The organism is Dactylosporangium sp. NPDC000244 (assembly GCF_040300725.1).
Taxonomy (GTDB): Bacteria; Actinomycetota; Actinomycetes; order Mycobacteriales; family Micromonosporaceae; genus Dactylosporangium.
On record NZ_JBEPEH010000029.1, the window covers coordinates 125,230 to 141,105 of the forward strand.

The window sequence follows — 15,876 nt, forward strand, 5'->3', positions numbered from 1 at the left end:
GAACCCCGGGACCCTGGCAGTGAGGCCGGGCAGGCGACGACGAGGGGGCGCCGCCGACCCGGCCTCACCAGCCACTCCGCGCCCGGCACCCACTCCGCGCCCGGCACCCGCTCCGCGTCGGGCACTGATCTCCCGCCGGGCACTCCGCTTCGCGCCCGGCCCCGCTTCGCGCCCGGCCCCGCTTCGCGCCCGGCCCCGCTTCGCGCCCGGCCCCGCTTCGCGCCCGGCCCCGCTTCGCGCCCGGCGCCCATTCCGCGTCGGGCACCGATTCCCCGCCGGGCACCCACTTCGCGTCCGGCCCCCGCTTCGTGTGCGGTGCCCATTCCGCATCGGGCACCGATCCCCACGGGCACCCGCTTCGCGTCAGGCACCGATCTCCCGCCGGGCACTCCCTTCGCGCCGGGCACCCGTTCCCGGCTCGCCGCCCTGCCCAACCCCAATTCGCTATCCGCGAGGCTGACCACCCCACTCGGCCGCCTGCCCAGGCCGCGCCATGGAGCTGCCGGTGACGGGAACCGGCCTCCCGACCGGGCCGGGTGCGCGGGAACCTCAAGGCTGCCGGTCCCGCCCTGCCTCGCGGCGCCCCTGGCCAAGGTCGCCGACTCCGCTTGAGGCCCTGGCGGCCACCTCGCGCCCCGCTCCGGCTGGAACCCGGCCGGCCCCGTCGCACGCCCGCGTCGCGCGTCCTGCGGGCTCTCGGCGCCGCCCGCTCATCTGCTGTGCGGTGGCGTCGACCTCTCGCGCCGCCTGGCTCACGGCGCTGCGGTTCATCCTCCGCCCGCGCATCCGTCGCGCCGTGGCCTCGACCTCTCGCGCCGCGGTCATCCTCCCCAAACCCGCCCAACCCGGCATCTATCGGCCGAAGGTTGACCCGGCCGAAGTCCTGAATCGGTGGCGATCGTTCTCGTGTGAGCTTAGTCTCATCTCGTGGGCGTGCTGCACGGCCTGCTGGTGGCCGGAGTCATTGGGCTGATCGCCGTTGCTCCGTGCCTGATCTGCGCGCTCCTCATGTCGGCCGACGAAGTGCTCGCCCGCGGCTGGGAGCTGATCCGCCGCCTGCTGCCCAAGCGACTCCGGCACCGCCTCGACGAGCGCGCCCGGCGGCGGGAGGAGGCGCAGTCGCGCGGGCGCTGGAACGAGTCGCGGCCGGAGCGGTCGGGGGCGGAGCGGTCGCGGGTCGGCTGGCGGCGGCTCAACCGGGTCGGCCGCGGGGCCGGTGACGCCGCGCGCGATCGGGGTGAGCGGGCCGTCGGGCCGCCGATCGAGCAGGTGGCCGGAGATCTGCGGCGGCTCAACCGGCTCCGCGAGAGCGTCGCGATGCGGTCGAGGGTGTGGTTCGTGGCGGTGCAGGAGGCGTACGACGAGGGACTGCACGTCGCCTGCGCCCAGCTCGACGTCGAGGAGCACCTCGACGAGCTCTCCGGCATCGACCTCGAGGTCGAGCGGCTCCGGGTCGAGGGGGAGTTGCAGCGGGCCGGGCTCGTGTTGCGCAACGCGAGTGCGCAGTCGCGCTGAACCGGGGGCCGTCCGAGTTGGAAGCGGAGAGCGGTTGAGGGTCTTCATGGCGATCTACCCGCCGGCTGAGGTACGCGAGCACTTCAAGCGTGTGGTCGACGGGCTGGCGGTGGCCCGGCCCCGGGAGCGGTCCGTTCGGCTCGCCGCGCCCGAGCGGTGGCATCTCACCGTCGCGTTCATCGGGGACGTCGACGACGAGGTCGCCGCTGCCGAGGCGCTGGAAGAGCTTGCCTCCGTCCCGGCGCCCACCGTCCGGATCGCGGGGGGCAGGACGCTCGGGCGCAGGCAGTTCAAGCATCTCGTCGCCGAGATCGAGACCGAGGACGACGGGGTGGCGCTGCGGCGGCTCGGAGCCGCGGTGCGCAAGGCGCTGCGGCGGCACCGGCTGCCGTTCGACCGGCAGGACTGGCAGCCGCACGTGACGATCGCGAGGCCCGGGACCGTCGTCGGGGCCGAGGAGCTCGCGGTGGATCTCGAGGTGCTCGCCGCGTACCGGGGGCCCGCATGGCGGCTGGACGAGGTACGACTGATGCGGAGCCATCTCGGGCCACAACCCGAATATGACGTGCTCGCGGCCGTCCGCCTGCAATAAGAGAGCCTGCAATAAGAGCGAACGGACGGCCGCGGCAAAGCCAGGAGGCGGATAGCAGAGAGCAGAGACCTACCAGGCCCAGGCCTCGGGGCCGGGGCCGCCCTTGCCGACCGGGGGGAAGAGCTCGTCCAGGCGGTCGAGCGTGGACTGCTCCAGCTTCAGCTCCAGCGTGCCCAGCGTGCTGTCCAGCTGCTCCTGGGTGCGCGGGCCGATGATCGGGGCCGTCACGCCGTCCTGGGCCAGCAGCCAGGCCAGGGCCAGGTTGGCCGGGTCGGCGCCCAGCTCCGCGGCCAGCTTCTCGAACTGCTCGATCGCCGGCCGGTGCTTCTCCAGGTCCTCGGCCGCGCGGCCCTCGCCGCTGCGGCCCGCCGAGCCTGCGGCCAGCTTGGCCAGGGCGCCGCTGAGCAGGCCGCCGTGCAGCGGGGACCACGGGATGACGCCGAGGCCGTACTGGCGGGCGGCCGGCAGCACCTCGAGCTCGACCGTGCGGGCCATGAGGTTGTAGATGCACTGCTCGGCGACGAGGCCCAGGAAGTGGCGGGACTTCGCGGACTCCTGCGCGGCCGCGATGTGCCAGCCGGCGAAGTTGGACGACCCGACGTACAACACCTTGCCCTGCGCGACGAGCACCTCCATGGCCTGCCAGATCTCCTCCCAGGGCGTGCTGCGGGAGATGTGGTGCATCTGGTACAGGTCGATGTAGTCGGTCTGCAGGCGCCGCAGGGAGGCGTTGGCCTCGGCGATGATGTGGCGCGCGGAGAGGCCCTGGCCGTTCGGCCACTCCTGCATCTTGCCGTAGACCTTGGTGGCCAGCACGACCTTCTCGCGCCGGCCGCCGCCCTGGGCGAACCAGTTACCGATGATCGTCTCGGTGATGCCCTCGCCGATCTTCCAGCCGTACACGTTGGCGGTGTCGAAGAAGTTGATGCCGTGCTCCAGCGCGCGGTCCATGATCGCGAAGCTGTCCGGCTCGGTGGTCTTCGGGCCGAAGTTCATGGTGCCCAGGCAGAGGCGGCTGACGGACAGGCCGGTCCGGCCCAGGTTGGTGTACTCCATGCACACCAAACTACTCAGGAGGTCTCCCGAGCGGCCGGGGCGCCGCCGAACAGGACGTCGTCCCAGCTCGGAAGACGCTTGCGCGGCTTCTCCGTCGTCGCCGAGGGCTGCTCCACCGGGCCGGCCGCCGAGGTCGTGTTCCGCCGCGGGCGCAGGACGGCCAGCGAGGGAACCGCCGGCACCTCCTTGCTCTGGTCGGTGTCCTCGTCGAACGGCGAGCGCCCGATGAGCGCGGCCGCCCCGCGGGCCCGGTTGTCGTGCTTGGCCGGCGGCGTCACGACCGGCGCCGCCTCCTCGCCCGGCTGCGAGCCGAGCGGGCGGTCCAGCGAGGCCAGCAGCGCGTCGCGCCCGGCGCGGATCGGGTCGTTGCCCAGCCCGCGGCCGCCGGGGCGGCGCTCGGGCGCGGCCGGCCGGATCGGCTCGTGGCCGCCGCTGCGCACGGCGTCGGGGCGCAGCCCGAGGTCGCCGCGGCTGGTCTCGCCGCGGCTGGGCAGCGCGCGCTCGGGCGCGGGCGGCTCCTGGCCGAGGACGCCGGGGCCGCGCTCGGTGCACAGGTACTGCGCCATGTCGTCGTGCGGCGCGACCAGCTGCCGGGCCTTGTCGAGCTCCCACACGGCCTGGGCGGTCGCCTTGCCGCTCGGCCACGTCGCGGTGATCCGCCACGTGCCGTCCTCGCGGCGGTACGCGTCCCAGGAGATCTTCTCGGTGTCGATCCCGTGCTGCCCGAGCCGCGTGTCGACGACCTCGGCCAGGGACGAGCCCCGGTCCGACGTCTTCAGCCGCGTGCGCCGGGCGTGCTGGGCGAGCATGGCGCGCTCCTGCAGCACCGGGCCCGCGTAGCGCAGGACCCGGTCCACGGGCACGCCGGCGACCCGCGCGACCTCCTCGGCCGACTCGCCGGAGCGGATGCGGGCCTGGATGTCGCGGGGCGCGAGCTGGGACGAGCCGGTCTCGGCGACGCTGACCGGATGGTGGCCGTGATCCGGGCGCAGGGCACCCTGGACACGCTCATCGATGGGCAGCGCCAGCAGCCGCCCTACCTCGTCGGCCAGGACGAACGCTTGGCCGTCCTCCGAGAGGGCGACGAATCGCACAGGCCGCATCGCGTGCCTCCGTCCCACCCGCTTCAGGCGCCATCGGCCGGCGCCTGCTGGTCACAGTACGACAACCCTAGCCGCAACGAAGACAGGCGCGCCGAGGAAAAGCAGATCAGAGCCGTTCGATCACATAGTCGATGCACACGGTCAGCGCCTCGACGTCGGCCGGGTCGACGCCCGGGAACATCGCGATGCGCAGCTGGTTTCGGCCCAGCTTGCGGTACGGCTCGGTGTCCACGATCCCGTTCGCCCGCAGCGCCTTCGAGATGGCCGCCGCGTCGATCGAGTCGGCGAAGTCGATGGTCCCGACCACGTTGGAGCGCACCGCCGGGTCGGTGACGAACGGGGTCGCCACGCTGGAGCGCTCGGCCCAGCCGTACAGCAGCGACGCCGACTCCTCGCTGCGCTTGGCCGCGAAGGAGAGCCCGCCGCCGGCCAGCATCCAGTCGACCTGCTCGGCGGCGATGAAGATGGTGGCCAGGGCCGGGGTGTTGTAGGTCTGCTCGAGCCGCGAGTTGTCGATGGCCGTCTGCAGGTCGAAGAAGTCGGGGATGTAGCGGCCCGACTCCTTGATCTCCGCGACCCGGGCGATGGCGGCCGGCGACATGAGCGCGATCCACAGGCCGCCGTCGGAGCCGAAGCCCTTCTGCGGCGCGAAGTAGTACACGTCGGTCTGGCTGACGTCCACGTCGAGCCCGCCGGCGCCCGAGGTCGCGTCGGTCAGGTGCAAAGAGCCTTCATCGGTACCGCGCAGCCGCTGCACCGGCACCGCGACGCCGGTCGAGGTCTCGTTGTGGGGCGAGCAGTACGCGTCCACGCCCTCCTCGGCGCGCAGGAACGCGCCGGTGCCCGGGTCCGCCTTGATCACGGTGGGCTCGCCGAGAAACGGGGCCTTCTTGGCGGCCGAGGCGAACTTGGCGCCGAACTCGCCGAAGCTGGCGAACTGGGCCCTGTCCCGAATCAGGCCGAAGACCGCGACATCCCAGAACGCGGTGCTGCCGCCGTTGCCGAGCACCACCTCGTAGCCCTCGGGCAGGCTGAACAGCTCCGCGAGGCCGCGCCGCAGCCGGGCGACCTGGTCGCGGACCGGCTTCTGGCGGTGGCTCGTCCCCATCCACGTCGAGGCGACGCCCGCGAGAGCCTGCACGGACTCGGGCCGCACCTTGCTCGGGCCGGCGCCGAAGCGCCCGTCCTTGGGCTTGATCTCGTCGGGAATGCGGATTTCGGCCATGGAGAGACTCCCGGGGTGCGGCGGCAGCGGGTACCTCGCGGATCCTGCCACTTTTCCGCCGCACCCCCGAGAAAAATAACGAGCGTCACACGCCGCCTCCGCTTCGCTACGGCGGCGTGCGGGAGCTGCATTTATGGTGTAGCGGCTCCTCCGCTTCGCTCCGGACCGCTACACGCCGTGCGGGATACGGTCCCAGCCCTCGACGTCCTGCGGCTTGCGCGGGGCCGGGCCGACGTACTTCGCCGACGGCCGGACCAGCCGGTTGAGCTCCTTCTGCTCCAGGATGTGGGCGCTCCACCCGGCCACGCGGGCGCAGGTGAACATCGACGTGAACATGTGCGCCGGCACCTCGGCGAAGTCGAGCACGACGGCCGACCAGAACTCCACGTTCGTGGCGAGCACGCGGTCGGGGCGGCGGGCGTGCAGCTCCTCCAGCGCCGCCTTCTCCAGGGCCTCGGCGACCTCGAAGCGCGGGGCGTTGAGCTCCTTGGCGGTGCGGCGCAGCACGCGGGCGCGGGGGTCCTCGGCGCGGTACACCCGGTGGCCGAAGCCCATCAGGCGCTCGCCGCGGTCCAGGACGCCCTTGACGTAGCCCTCCGCGTCCCCGGAGCGCTCGACCGCCTCGATCATGCCGAGCACCCGCGACGGCGCGCCGCCGTGCAGCGGGCCGGACAGGGCGCCGATCCCGGAGGAGATGCACGCGGCCGCGTCGGCGCCGGTGGAGGCGACCACGCGGGCGGTGAACGTGGAGGCGTTCATGCCGTGCTCGGCGGCCGAGATGAAGTAGGCGTCGACCGCCTTGACGTGCCGCGGGTCGGGCTCGCCGCGCCAGCGGCGCATGAACCGCTCGACGATGGTCTCGGCCTTGTCGATCTCCTTCTGCGGCACGGCCGGCAGCCCGAGGCCGCGGGCGGCCTGCGCGACGAACGACAGCGCGGTGACGCTGACCCGGGCGAGGTCCTCGCGGGCCTGCGGGGTCTCGATGTCGAGCAGCTGGCCGAGGCCCCAGTACGGCGCCAGCATGGCGACCGCGGACTGCACGTCGACCCGGATGTCACCGGAGTGCACCGGTACCGGGAACGGCTCGGCGGGCGGCAGGCCCGGCCCGAACTTCCCGTCGACGAGCAATGCCCAAACGTTGCCGAAGGACACCTGGCCGATGAGATCCTCGATGTCGACCCCGCGATAGCGCAGGGCGCCGCCTTCCTTGTCGGGCTCCGCAATTTCGGATTCGAAGGCGATCACGCCCTCGAGTCCCGGCTTGAAATCGGACATGACTCACTCCTGCGTGAAATCGGGGTGTCAACTCCCAGCCATCTTCGCCCCGGAACGCGGTCGCTGCCGACTGAACGGTGGCTCAGATGTGTCCTACATGACACATCTTCACGCAAATTCGATCTCCGGAGGAAGGATGTGAGCGTGAGACCCAGCACATCACCGCAAGATTTGTCGCGCATGCGCACGGAGTACTCCGGCGAGCTGGATGAGGAGACGCTCGCCGCGACCTGGTTCGACCAGTTCGCCACCTGGTTCGCCGACGCCGTCGAGGCCGGTCTTCCGGAGCCCAACGCGATGCTGCTGGCCACCGCCTCCGCCGAGGGCCGGCCGTCCGCGCGCACCGTGCTGCTCAAGGGATACGACCGGCGCGGATTCACGTTCTTCACGAACTACGAATCGCACAAGGGGCACGATCTCACCGGGAACCCGAGGGCCACGCTCGTCTTTCCGTGGTACCACCTCCACCGGCAGGTCATCGTGAGCGGAACGGTGACGAAGGTGCCGCGCGAGGAGACCGAGGAGTACTTCGCGGTGCGTCCGCGCGGCGCCCAGCTCGGCGCCTGGGCGAGCCCGCAGTCGACGGTCATCGGCGCCCGGGCCGATCTCGAGCGCTGGCTCGCGGCGGCCGAGGAGCGCTTCGGCGACGGGCCGATCGAGGCGCCGCCGCACTGGGGCGGGTTCCGGGTCGCGCCGGACGAGGTCGAGTTCTGGCAGGGCCGGGGCAGCCGGCTGCACGACCGGCTGCGGTTCGTCATCGCGGAGGGTGACGTCAAGGTCGAGCGGCTCGCGCCGTGACCGCGGTCGAGGACGAGCAGCAACAGCAGGGGAAGCCGCGGGGCTGGCTGCGGCGGCACGCGATCGACGTGCGGCCGCTGCGCCACGGGCCGTACCGCCGCATCTTCGTCGGCAACGCGGTCAGCTTCTTCGGCGTGCAGTTCACCGCGGTCGCCGTGCCGGTGCAGGTCTACGCCATCACGAAGTCCGCGCTCTGGGTCGGCATGGCCAGCTTCGTCGGCCTCGTCCCGCTCATCGTGTTCTCGATCTGGGGCGGCGCCATCGCGGACGCGTACGACCGCCGCAAGGTGCTGGTGGCCAGCTCCGTGCTGATGTGGCTCACGACGCTCGGGCTGCTCGCCCAGGCCGTGCTGCACCTGGACAACGCGTGGCTGATGCTCGGGCTCATCGCCGCCCAGTCGGCCGCGTTCGGCATCAACAGCCCGGTGCGCCAGGCCATCATCCCGTCGCTGGTCGGCCCGGAGGAGGTGGCCTCGGCCAACACGCTGGGCTTCACCGTGTCCAACGTGGCCGCGATCGGCGGCCCGGTGGGCGCCGGGGTGGTGATCGCCGCGTTCGACTTCTCGGCCGCCTACGCCGTCGACGCCGTGCTGTTCACCGTCGTGCTGTGGGCCGCCCTGCGCCTGCCCGCCCTGCCGCCGACCGGCGAGAAGCACAGTCAGGCGACACAGGCCTCGTCGGTGGAGACGCAGTCGGCCCGCGGCGGCTCCGCCGGCTTGCGGGACATCGGCGTCGGGCTGCGCTTCCTGGCCGGGCACCGGCTGATCCTGCTCACCTTCGCCATCGACATCGCGGCGATGGTGCTGGCCATGCCCAAGGCGCTGTTCCCGGTCGTCGCCGACCAGCGCTTCGGGGAATCGTCCCTGGGCTGGCTGTACTCCTCGATCGCCATCGGCGCCGTGCTGGCCGGGCTCACCTCGGGCTGGATCAACCGGGTGCACCGCCGCGGCATCGCGCTCGTCGGCGCCGTGGTCGGCTGGGGGCTCGCGGTCGCGGCGGCCGGCGCGGTCCCGTGGCTGTGGGCATGTGTAGCTTTCATGGCGCTGGCCGGTGCCGCGGACATGATCAGCGGGGTGTACCGCCAGACGGTGCTCCTCAGCGCGCCTGACGCGATGCGCGGGCGGCTGCAGGGCGTCTTCTTCGCCGTGGTCGCCGGAGGCCCACGTCTGGGTGACCTTCGGGCCGGCTCGGTGGCCGACGTGACGGGCGCGACATTCTCGTGGGTCGCGGGTGGGATCGCCGCCGCTGTGGTGGCGGTGCTGCTCGGAGCGGCATTCCCGGTGCTCCTCCGCTACACCGACACGTCTTCGTGACGATATTGTCACGCTCATGGAAACCGCCGCCGCAGCGCAGCTGCAGCTCGCCCCCTCGGGTACACAGTGGACGATCCGCTCCGGCGGCCAGGAGGCCGTCATCGTCGAGGTGGGCGGTGGCGTACGCACCTTCACCTCGAACGGGCGCGAGGTCGTCTCCGGCTACGAGGAGCACGAGCGCGCCGTCGGCAGCGCCGGGCAGGTGCTGGCCCCCTGGCCGAACCGGATCCGCGACGGGCAGTTCGCCTTCGAGGGCGAGCACCAGCAGCTGCCGCTGACCGAGCCGGAGCGGCACAACGCCATCCACGGCCTCGTGAACTGGGCCCGCTGGGCCGTCGTGGACGTGGCCGAGGACCGCATCACCGTCGAGCACGACCTGGTGCCCCAGCCCGGCTACGGATGGCCGTTGCGGCTGCGGACCACCTGGTCGGTCGGCGAGGGTGGCCTGCGCGCCGAGCACGAGGTCACCAACACCGGCGACCGGGCGGCTCCGTTCGGGCTCGCCACGCACCCGTACGTCCTCGTCCCGGGCGTGCCCGTGGACGAGCTGACCCTCCGCGTGCCGGCCCGCAGCCGCCTGCTCGTCGACGCGCGGCTGCTGCCGATCGGCGCGGCCCGGGTGGCGGGCACCGAGTACGACTTCGTGGACGGCCGCCGGCTCGGCGCCACGGTGCTCGACACGGCCTTCGGCGACGTGGACGCGGCGGCCGACGGCGGCTCGCAGGTCGACGTCACCGCGCCCGACGGCCGCGGCGTGACCGTCTGGGCCGACGCCGCCTTCTCGTGGTGGCAGGTGTACTCCTCCGACACGCTGCCCGCCGACCGGCTGCGCAAGGCCCTGGCGATCGAGCCCATGACCTGCCCGCCCGACGCGTTCCGCTCCGGCCGCGACGTCGTCGTGCTGGATCCGGGTTCGACCTGGCGTGGGAGCTGGGGGATCCGCGCGATCTAGGCTTCAGGCATGGAGCTCTCCGAGGTGATCCGCCGGCGGCGGATGGTGCGCAACTACGACCCCGACCGTCCGGTCCCGGCGGAGATCGTCGAGCGGCTGCTGGGGTATGCGGTGCACGCCCCGTCGGCGGGCTTCTCCCAGGGCTGGGAGTTCCTGCTGCTCGACACCCCCGCGGACGTCGAGCGGTTCTGGACCGCCACCACGCCCGAGGAGCATCTGCCGACGGGCTGGATGGAGGGCATGACCAAGGCGCCCGTCATCGTCGTGCCGCTGAGCCACCGGGACGCCTACCTCGACCGCTACGCCCAGCCGGACAAGGGCTGGACGGACCGCGACGAGGCCCGGTGGCCGGTGCCGTACTGGCACATCGACACCGGGATGGCGAGCCTGCTGGTGCTGCTCGGCGCGGTGGACGAGGGGCTGGGCTCGTGCTTCTTCGGCATCACGCCGGATCGGATCCCGCAGTTCCGGGCCGAGTTCGGCGTCCCGGAGGCATACACGCCGATCGGGGCCATGACGCTCGGGTACCGCGCGCCCGACACGCGCTCGGCGTCGCTCAAGCGGGGCCGGCGGGAGTCACCGAGTGTTACGCACCGCGGGAATTGGGGTAACCAGGCAGGCTCGTGACGCGGTTTCTGTCGCACCCAGTCGGTACCCTGGCACGGTCAGGGGGGTGACGCGTTCATGATCTTCAAGGCGGTCCGTGAGGGTCGGCCGTATCCGGAGCATGGGCTCACACTGAAGCAGTGGTCCGAGATCCCGCCGCGCCCGGTGCGGCTCGACCAGCTCATCACCACCAAGCGGGAGCTGGCGCTCGACCACCTGCTCGCCGAGGACTCGACGTTCTACGGCGACCTGTTCCCGCACGTCGTGCAGTGGGAGGGCGCGCTCTATCTGGAGGACGGCCTGCACCGCGCGCTGCGGGCCGCCTTGCAGCAGAGGACATCGATCCACGCGCGGGTTTTGCAGGCTTAGTGCATATTCTGGGGGGCGTGACGACGACGCCGGCGCGCCCCCTCGACCTGCTCGACATCGACGGACTGCACTCCGAGGAGGAGCTGGCGATCCGGGCGCTCGTGCGCCGGGTGGTCGACGATCACGTCCGGCCCAACGTGGCCGAGTGGTACGAGCGCGGCGAGGTGCCCGTCCGCGAGCTGGCCAAGGAGCTTGCCGGGGTGGGGCTGCTCGGCATGCACCTGGAGGGCTACGGGTGCGCCGGGGCCAGCGCCGTGGCCTACGGGCTGGCGTGCCTGGAGCTCGAGGCCGGCGACTCGGGCGTGCGCAGCCTCGTGTCGGTGCAGGGGTCGCTGGCGATGTTCGCGATCTGGAAGTACGGGTCCGAGGAGCAGAAGTCCGAGTGGCTGCCCCGGATGGCGGCCGGCGACGCGATCGGGTGCTTCGGGCTGACCGAGCCCGACCACGGCTCCGACCCGGCCTCGATGACCACCCGGGCCCGGCGCGACGGCGACGACTGGGTGCTCAGCGGCGGCAAGATGTGGATCACCAACGCGCCCGTCGCGGACGTGGCCGTCGTGTGGGCGCGCACCGACGACGGGGTGTGCGGCTTCGCGGTACCGACGGACACCCCCGGATTCAGCGCGCGGGTCGTGCACCACAAGCTCTCGCTGCGGGCCTCCTGCACCGGGCAGATCTTCCTCGACGAGGTCCGGCTGCCCGCCTCGGCCCAGCTGCCCCTCGCGCGCGGGCTGAAGGCGCCGCTGTCCTGCCTGACCGAGGCGCGCTACGGCATCGTGTGGGGCGCGCTCGGGGCCGCGCGGGACAGCCTGCACACCGCGCTGGACTACGCCGGCGCCCGCGAGCAGTTCGGCCGGCCGATCGCCGGATTCCAGCTGACCCAGGCCAAGTTCGCAGACGCGGCGGTGGAGCTGCAGAAGGGGTACCTGCTCGCCCTGCACCTCGGCCGGCTCGCCGACGCCGGGCGGCTGCGGCCCGAGCAGGTCAGCGTGGGCAAGCTGAACAACGTGCGGGAGGCGCTCGGCATCGCCCGCCAGTGCCGCACGATCCTCGGCGCCAACGGCATCAGCGCGGAGTACCCGATCATGCGCCACGCCGCGAATCTGGAGACGGTGCTCACGTACGAGGGAACTTCGGAGATCCATCAGCTGGTCATCGGGCAGCGCCTCACCGGGCTCGCCGCGTTCGCCTGAGATCGATTCGCGGCGCTTTACCGATCCCCTTACCGTTAGCGGTAGGTAGATCCTCCGCACCCGGGAGCCGTCAGCATGGCCGACAACGAAGAGTCGAAGACCTCCGAGTATCCCGAGGTTGCATCAGGCCCTGGGAACCGTCTGGAGATCGGCGACCGGCTCGACCCGCGCGACGACCGCAGGCCCGTCGATCCGCCCCAGCCGGTGATCGTCAAGCAGGGCGGCGGCGCGATGCGCGGGCTGTTCTGGCTCGTGGCCGCGATCGGTCTCGTCGTCGCGCTCGTGCTCGGCGCGAAGACCATCGGGCTGTTCCCCGGCCTGAAGAACCCCTTCGCGCAGGAGCAGACCGACCGCTCCGGCCCCGCGCTGCTGAAGTCCGTGCAGGACCTCAACCAGTTCGTCGCGGCCGAGGGGAACTTTCAGGTCATCGTCGACGTGCAGAAGGACCGCAAGTACATCCCGGACTTTCTGCTCAATGAGCGCATTCTGTTCGTCGCGGCCGGCTCGGTCGAGGTCTACGTCGACTTCTCCAGCATCGGCCAGGGCGCGGTGAAGGAGTCCGAGGACCGTCGCACGGCCGAGATCAACCTGCCCGCCCCGCAGCTGCGGCCGGTCCGGATCGACAACGACCACAGCTACGTCTACCAAGAGGAACGCGGGGTCTTCAACCGCATCGGCGACGCCTTCAGTTCGGACCCGAACCGTCTGCAGGAGGTCTACAAGCTCGCCGAGCAGAAGATCGGCGACGCCGCCAAGGACGCCGGCCTGCAGAAACGTGCCGAGGACAACACGCGCAAGATGCTGCAGCAGTTCCTGGGCGCCCTGGGGTACTCATCGGTAACGGTGAACTTCCCGGCGGGGTGATCCTGGTGCCCACCAGGAAAATTTCGCGACAGTAGTTGCGCGGTAACGCCTTGAACACTGGTCATTTACCCGATGGACCAACTTGCGTGCCCCTCATCACAGTATTTGACTCGGGGTAACTGGCCGAACCGCGAATTGCTGACCTGGGGTGGAGGTGACGGTGGCTACCGTCGCACTCAAAGATGTGATGAAGGTCTTCGCCGACGGCACGGTTGCCGTCGACCGAGTGAACCTGGATGTGGGACAGGGCGAGTTCATGGTGCTCCTCGGTCCCAGCGGCTGCGGGAAGTCGACGCTGCTGCGCATGGTGGCCGGGCTGGAGGACCCCACCTCCGGCGCGATCATCATGGACGGGGAACTGGCCAACGACCTGCCGCCGCGGGAGCGGGGGGTCGCGATGGTCTTCCAGGACTTCGCCCTCTACCCGCACATGACGGTCGGCGAGAACATCGGCTTCCCGCTGCGGTTGTCCGGCATCGAGCCCGAGCCGCGGGCGGAGCAGGTCGCGGAGGTGGCCAGCGCGCTGGGCATCGGCGACGTGCTCGCCCGCAAGCCCGGCCAGCTCTCCGGTGGTCAGCGGCAGCGGGTCGCGATGGGGCGGGCCATCGTGCGCCGGCCGAAGCTGTTCCTCATGGACGAGCCGCTGTCGAACCTGGACAGCGGCCTGCGCGCCGAGCTGCGGGCCGAGATCTCGGGCCTGGTGCGGGAGCTCGGCGTCACGACGATCTACGTCACGCACGACCAGGCCGAGGCGCTGACCATGGCCGACCGGGTGGCGATCCTGCGCAAGGGCGTCCTGCAGGACGTGGGCACCCCGACGCAGGTGTACGGCCGCCCGGCGACCCTCTACGTGGCCGCCTTCCTCGGCAGCCCGCGCATGAACCTGCTCGAGGCCGAGGTCTACGTGCACCTCGACCGCCACATCGCCCTGCACATGGGCGACCAGGTGCTGCACCTGCCCTGGAACGACCTGCGCTCGCGCCAGGTCGCGCACTTCCACGGCGAGCGCATCGTCATCGGGGTGCGGGCGGAGGCGTTGGCCCCGGTGCCGGACTCGACCACGGGTGACGTGCTGCGGGGCCGCATCCGCTACCTCGAGCACCACGGCCACGAGTCGCTGGCGTTCCTCGACATCGGCGCGACCGCCGTGATCGTCGACGAGATCGGCAAGCCGCCGACCGACATCCCGATCAACGGCGGCGGGCTGCGGCGGTTCGTCAGCAAGATCACCGGGCGCGGCGGCGAGGACGAGCTCGTCGGGGCCGGCGTCAACGGACGCGGCGGCACCCAGCGCCGGCCGCAGAACCGCGAGAGCGTGCTGAGCGACCCGGGCCGGCACCACCGGCGCCCGGCCGAGCTCGCCGTGCGCCTGGCGCCCTACCCGAATGTGACGCACGGTCATCCATTGACCGTCGCTGTGCGCATGGAAGCTCTGCACTTTTTCGACGAAAGGGGACAGCGCATCGACGTGGGGTGGCGCTGAGTGACTGGCATCACATAGCCTGCGCCGATGGCAGCCTATGGCGAATCCAGTTCCGGCTTGCTCATCATCGAGCGCATCCTGCGCGACCGCGAGGGCATCTGGCGGCAGATCGGTGAGGAGCGCGAGCTCGGCAAGCTGACCCGGCAGATGCTGTACAGCTCCGTAGTAGCCCTGGCCTGCTACGGAGCCGTGCTTGGGGCGTCCCACAGCGTCGCGATGGCGGCGATCTCGGCGGTGAAGCTGCCCCTGCTGTTCCTCATGACGCTGGCGATCTGCCTGCCCACGCTGTACCTGTTCAACCTGGTCTTCGGCGCCCGGCTCCAGGTGAAGCAGGCATTGTCGCTCGTCATGGTCACGATCACCGTGACGTCGGTGCTCTCGCTCGCATTCGCGCCGATCAGCCTGTTCTTCCTCATCACCGCGTTCAGCTACGACTTCTACAAGATCCTGAACGTCGGCATCCTCACCATGACCGCGTTCGTCGGCCTGCGGTTCCTGACCAGCGGCATGCGGTCGCTCAACGAGCACACCGCGGCCCTGGCCGAGGCCCGGCGCCGGGAGAAGGAGCGCGAAGAGGCCGCCCTGGCCGCGCTCGCCGCCCCGGCCGAGGCTTCGACCGAGGAGGCCGAAGCCGAGGTCGTCACCCCGGTGTCCGCCGTTCCCGCGCCAGCCCAGCCCCAGCCCCAGCCCCAGCCCAATGGCCTCGTTGCCACGATCGTGGCCCCGCCCGAGCTCCTGCCGCTGGCGCCGGGCGTGCGGCAGATCCATCACCTTCCGCAACCGCGCCCGGTCGAGCAGCTGGCGCCGGGGGAGCGGCCGGCCAGCATGACCCTGCTCAACGTCTGGATCCTGCTGTTCGGCTTCGTCGGCACGCAGCTGGCCTGGACGTTGCGGCCCTTCTTCGGCTCGCCGGACGAGCCGTTCCAGATCTTCCGTCAGATCGAGGGCAACTTCTACGTCGAGATCGTGCAGGCCATCGGTCGGCTGTTCTCCTGATCCCGCTGTTGCTACCCGCCGGTAACATCGCGGCATGACCCTGGACTCGAAGACGCTCGGCGAGAACCTCATCGCGGCCGTACCGTTCGCGCGCACCCTCGGCATCGAGATCACCGATCTGGATGCCGAGGGTGACGTCGTCCGGGCGGTCGCGACGCTCCCGGACGAGGAGCGCCTGCACAACCACGTGGCCGGCCCGCACGCCGGGGCCCTGTTCGCGCTCGGGGAGACGGCCTCGGGCGCCGTGGTGATGGCCGCGTTCGGCCCGCACCTGCACCTGGGCACGCCGCTGGCGGTGCGCTCGGACATCGCGTACGCGAAGCTGGCCCGCGGCCCGGTCGCCGCCACGGCCACGCTGGGCCGCCCGGTGTCGGAGGTCATCGATGAGTTGCAGGCCGGCGGGCGCCCCGAGTTCCCGGTTTCCATCGAGGTCACCCGGGCTGACGGCGCCGTCACGACGACCATGACGGTGGTCTGGACCATCCGCCCGCACGGGTGATTCCGGACTGGGAAGAGCCTGTTAACTACTGGAAGGT

16 protein-coding genes are annotated in these 15,876 nt (G+C 71.5%); 12 read left to right on the forward strand and 4 right to left on the reverse strand.

Annotated elements, in window-relative coordinates; translation table 11 throughout:
• The first annotated feature begins 927 nt into the window (after positions 1-927).
• Both ABT369_RS36315 and thpR read left to right on the forward strand, forming a co-directional pair.
• Entirely contained in the window at positions 928-1,515 is a 588-nt protein-coding gene (locus ABT369_RS36315) for a hypothetical protein (protein ID WP_350619051.1), read from the forward strand.
• Positions 1,516-1,549: 34 nt separating this feature from the next.
• Complete coding sequence (gene thpR, locus ABT369_RS36320; protein WP_350619053.1) at positions 1,550-2,107, forward strand: RNA 2',3'-cyclic phosphodiesterase; 558 nt, start codon at positions 1,550-1,552, stop codon at positions 2,105-2,107.
• Positions 2,108-2,176: 69 nt separating this feature from the next.
• Here thpR and ABT369_RS36325 read toward each other — a convergent pair whose 3' ends face one another.
• The 4 genes from ABT369_RS36325 to ABT369_RS36340 all read right to left on the reverse strand — a co-directional run bounded on the left by ABT369_RS36325 (position 2,177) and on the right by ABT369_RS36340 (position 6,766).
• Positions 2,177-3,163, reverse strand: a complete 987-nt coding sequence (locus ABT369_RS36325; protein ID WP_350619055.1) for an aldo/keto reductase — start codon at positions 3,161-3,163, stop codon at positions 2,177-2,179.
• 14 nt (positions 3,164-3,177) lie between these two features.
• Positions 3,178-4,266, reverse strand: coding sequence for a septation protein SepH (gene sepH, locus ABT369_RS36330; protein ID WP_350619057.1), 1,089 nt, complete (start codon positions 4,264-4,266; stop codon positions 3,178-3,180).
• Between the two features lie 106 nt (positions 4,267-4,372).
• Entirely contained in the window at positions 4,373-5,491 is a 1,119-nt protein-coding gene (serC, locus tag ABT369_RS36335) for a phosphoserine transaminase (RefSeq protein WP_350619059.1), read from the reverse strand.
• Positions 5,492-5,659: 168 nt separating this feature from the next.
• Positions 5,660-6,766 (reverse strand): citrate synthase 2, encoded by a 1,107-nt coding sequence (locus ABT369_RS36340; protein ID WP_350619061.1) that lies wholly within the window; start codon positions 6,764-6,766, stop codon positions 5,660-5,662.
• A gap of 138 nt (positions 6,767-6,904) precedes the next feature.
• Here ABT369_RS36340 and pdxH point away from each other — a divergent pair, with 138 nt between their 5' ends.
• The 10 genes from pdxH to ABT369_RS36390 all read left to right on the forward strand — a co-directional run bounded on the left by pdxH (position 6,905) and on the right by ABT369_RS36390 (position 15,839).
• Positions 6,905-7,564, forward strand: coding sequence for a pyridoxamine 5'-phosphate oxidase (pdxH, locus tag ABT369_RS36345; RefSeq protein WP_502891860.1), 660 nt, complete (start codon positions 6,905-6,907; stop codon positions 7,562-7,564).
• Positions 7,561-8,877 carry an MFS transporter gene (locus ABT369_RS36350; protein WP_350619065.1) on the forward strand — a complete coding sequence of 439 codons (1,317 nt, stop codon included), beginning with the start codon at positions 7,561-7,563 and terminating at the stop codon, positions 8,875-8,877. Before pdxH ends, ABT369_RS36350 begins: the two co-directional genes overlap by 4 nt.
• 16 nt (positions 8,878-8,893) lie before the next feature.
• On the forward strand, positions 8,894-9,829 hold the full coding sequence (locus tag ABT369_RS36355; RefSeq protein ID WP_350619067.1) for an aldose 1-epimerase family protein: 936 nt from the start codon (positions 8,894-8,896) through the stop codon (positions 9,827-9,829).
• Positions 9,830-9,838: 9 nt separating this feature from the next.
• Positions 9,839-10,456, forward strand: a complete 618-nt coding sequence (locus ABT369_RS36360; RefSeq protein WP_350619069.1) for a nitroreductase family protein — start codon at positions 9,839-9,841, stop codon at positions 10,454-10,456.
• Positions 10,457-10,513: 57 nt separating this feature from the next.
• On the forward strand, positions 10,514-10,804 hold the full coding sequence (locus tag ABT369_RS36365; protein ID WP_350619071.1) for a type II toxin-antitoxin system VapB family antitoxin: 291 nt from the start codon (positions 10,514-10,516) through the stop codon (positions 10,802-10,804).
• A gap of 17 nt (positions 10,805-10,821) precedes the next feature.
• The gene (locus ABT369_RS36370) at positions 10,822-11,997 is read left to right on the forward strand and encodes an acyl-CoA dehydrogenase family protein (protein ID WP_350619073.1); all 1,176 of its coding nucleotides are present in this window, start codon (positions 10,822-10,824) and stop codon (positions 11,995-11,997) included.
• Between the two features lie 75 nt (positions 11,998-12,072).
• A complete protein-coding gene (locus tag ABT369_RS36375; RefSeq protein ID WP_350619075.1) occupies positions 12,073-12,861 on the forward strand; it encodes a DUF4230 domain-containing protein in 789 nt (262 codons plus the stop codon).
• 160 nt (positions 12,862-13,021) lie between these two features.
• A complete protein-coding gene (locus ABT369_RS36380) occupies positions 13,022-14,344 on the forward strand; it encodes an ABC transporter ATP-binding protein (protein WP_350619077.1) in 1,323 nt (440 codons plus the stop codon).
• Between the two features lie 27 nt (positions 14,345-14,371).
• Entirely contained in the window at positions 14,372-15,340 is a 969-nt protein-coding gene (locus ABT369_RS36385; RefSeq protein WP_350619079.1) for a hypothetical protein, read from the forward strand.
• 34 nt (positions 15,341-15,374) lie between these two features.
• On the forward strand, positions 15,375-15,839 hold the full coding sequence (locus ABT369_RS36390) for a DUF4442 domain-containing protein (protein WP_350619081.1): 465 nt from the start codon (positions 15,375-15,377) through the stop codon (positions 15,837-15,839).
• Positions 15,840-15,876 lie beyond the last annotated feature (37 nt).

Excerpts from the sequence above, each read along its gene's own strand:
- ABT369_RS36325 (WP_350619055.1), bottom strand. The coding sequence starts at position 3,163 with ATGGAGTACACCAACCTGGGCCGGACCGGCCTGTCCGTCAGCCGCCTC.
- ABT369_RS36375 (WP_350619075.1), top strand. The coding sequence starts at position 12,073 with ATGGCCGACAACGAAGAGTCGAAGACCTCCGAGTATCCCGAGGTTGCA.
- ABT369_RS36385 (WP_350619079.1), top strand. The coding sequence starts at position 14,372 with ATGGCAGCCTATGGCGAATCCAGTTCCGGCTTGCTCATCATCGAGCGC.
- ABT369_RS36340 (WP_350619061.1), bottom strand. The coding sequence starts at position 6,766 with ATGTCCGATTTCAAGCCGGGACTCGAGGGCGTGATCGCCTTCGAATCC.
- sepH (WP_350619057.1), bottom strand. The coding sequence starts at position 4,266 with ATGCGGCCTGTGCGATTCGTCGCCCTCTCGGAGGACGGCCAAGCGTTC.
- ABT369_RS36360 (WP_350619069.1), top strand. The coding sequence starts at position 9,839 with ATGGAGCTCTCCGAGGTGATCCGCCGGCGGCGGATGGTGCGCAACTAC.
- ABT369_RS36390 (WP_350619081.1), top strand. The coding sequence starts at position 15,375 with ATGACCCTGGACTCGAAGACGCTCGGCGAGAACCTCATCGCGGCCGTA.
- serC (WP_350619059.1), bottom strand. The coding sequence starts at position 5,491 with ATGGCCGAAATCCGCATTCCCGACGAGATCAAGCCCAAGGACGGGCGC.
- ABT369_RS36365 (WP_350619071.1), top strand. The coding sequence starts at position 10,514 with ATGATCTTCAAGGCGGTCCGTGAGGGTCGGCCGTATCCGGAGCATGGG.
- ABT369_RS36355 (WP_350619067.1), top strand. The coding sequence starts at position 8,894 with ATGGAAACCGCCGCCGCAGCGCAGCTGCAGCTCGCCCCCTCGGGTACA.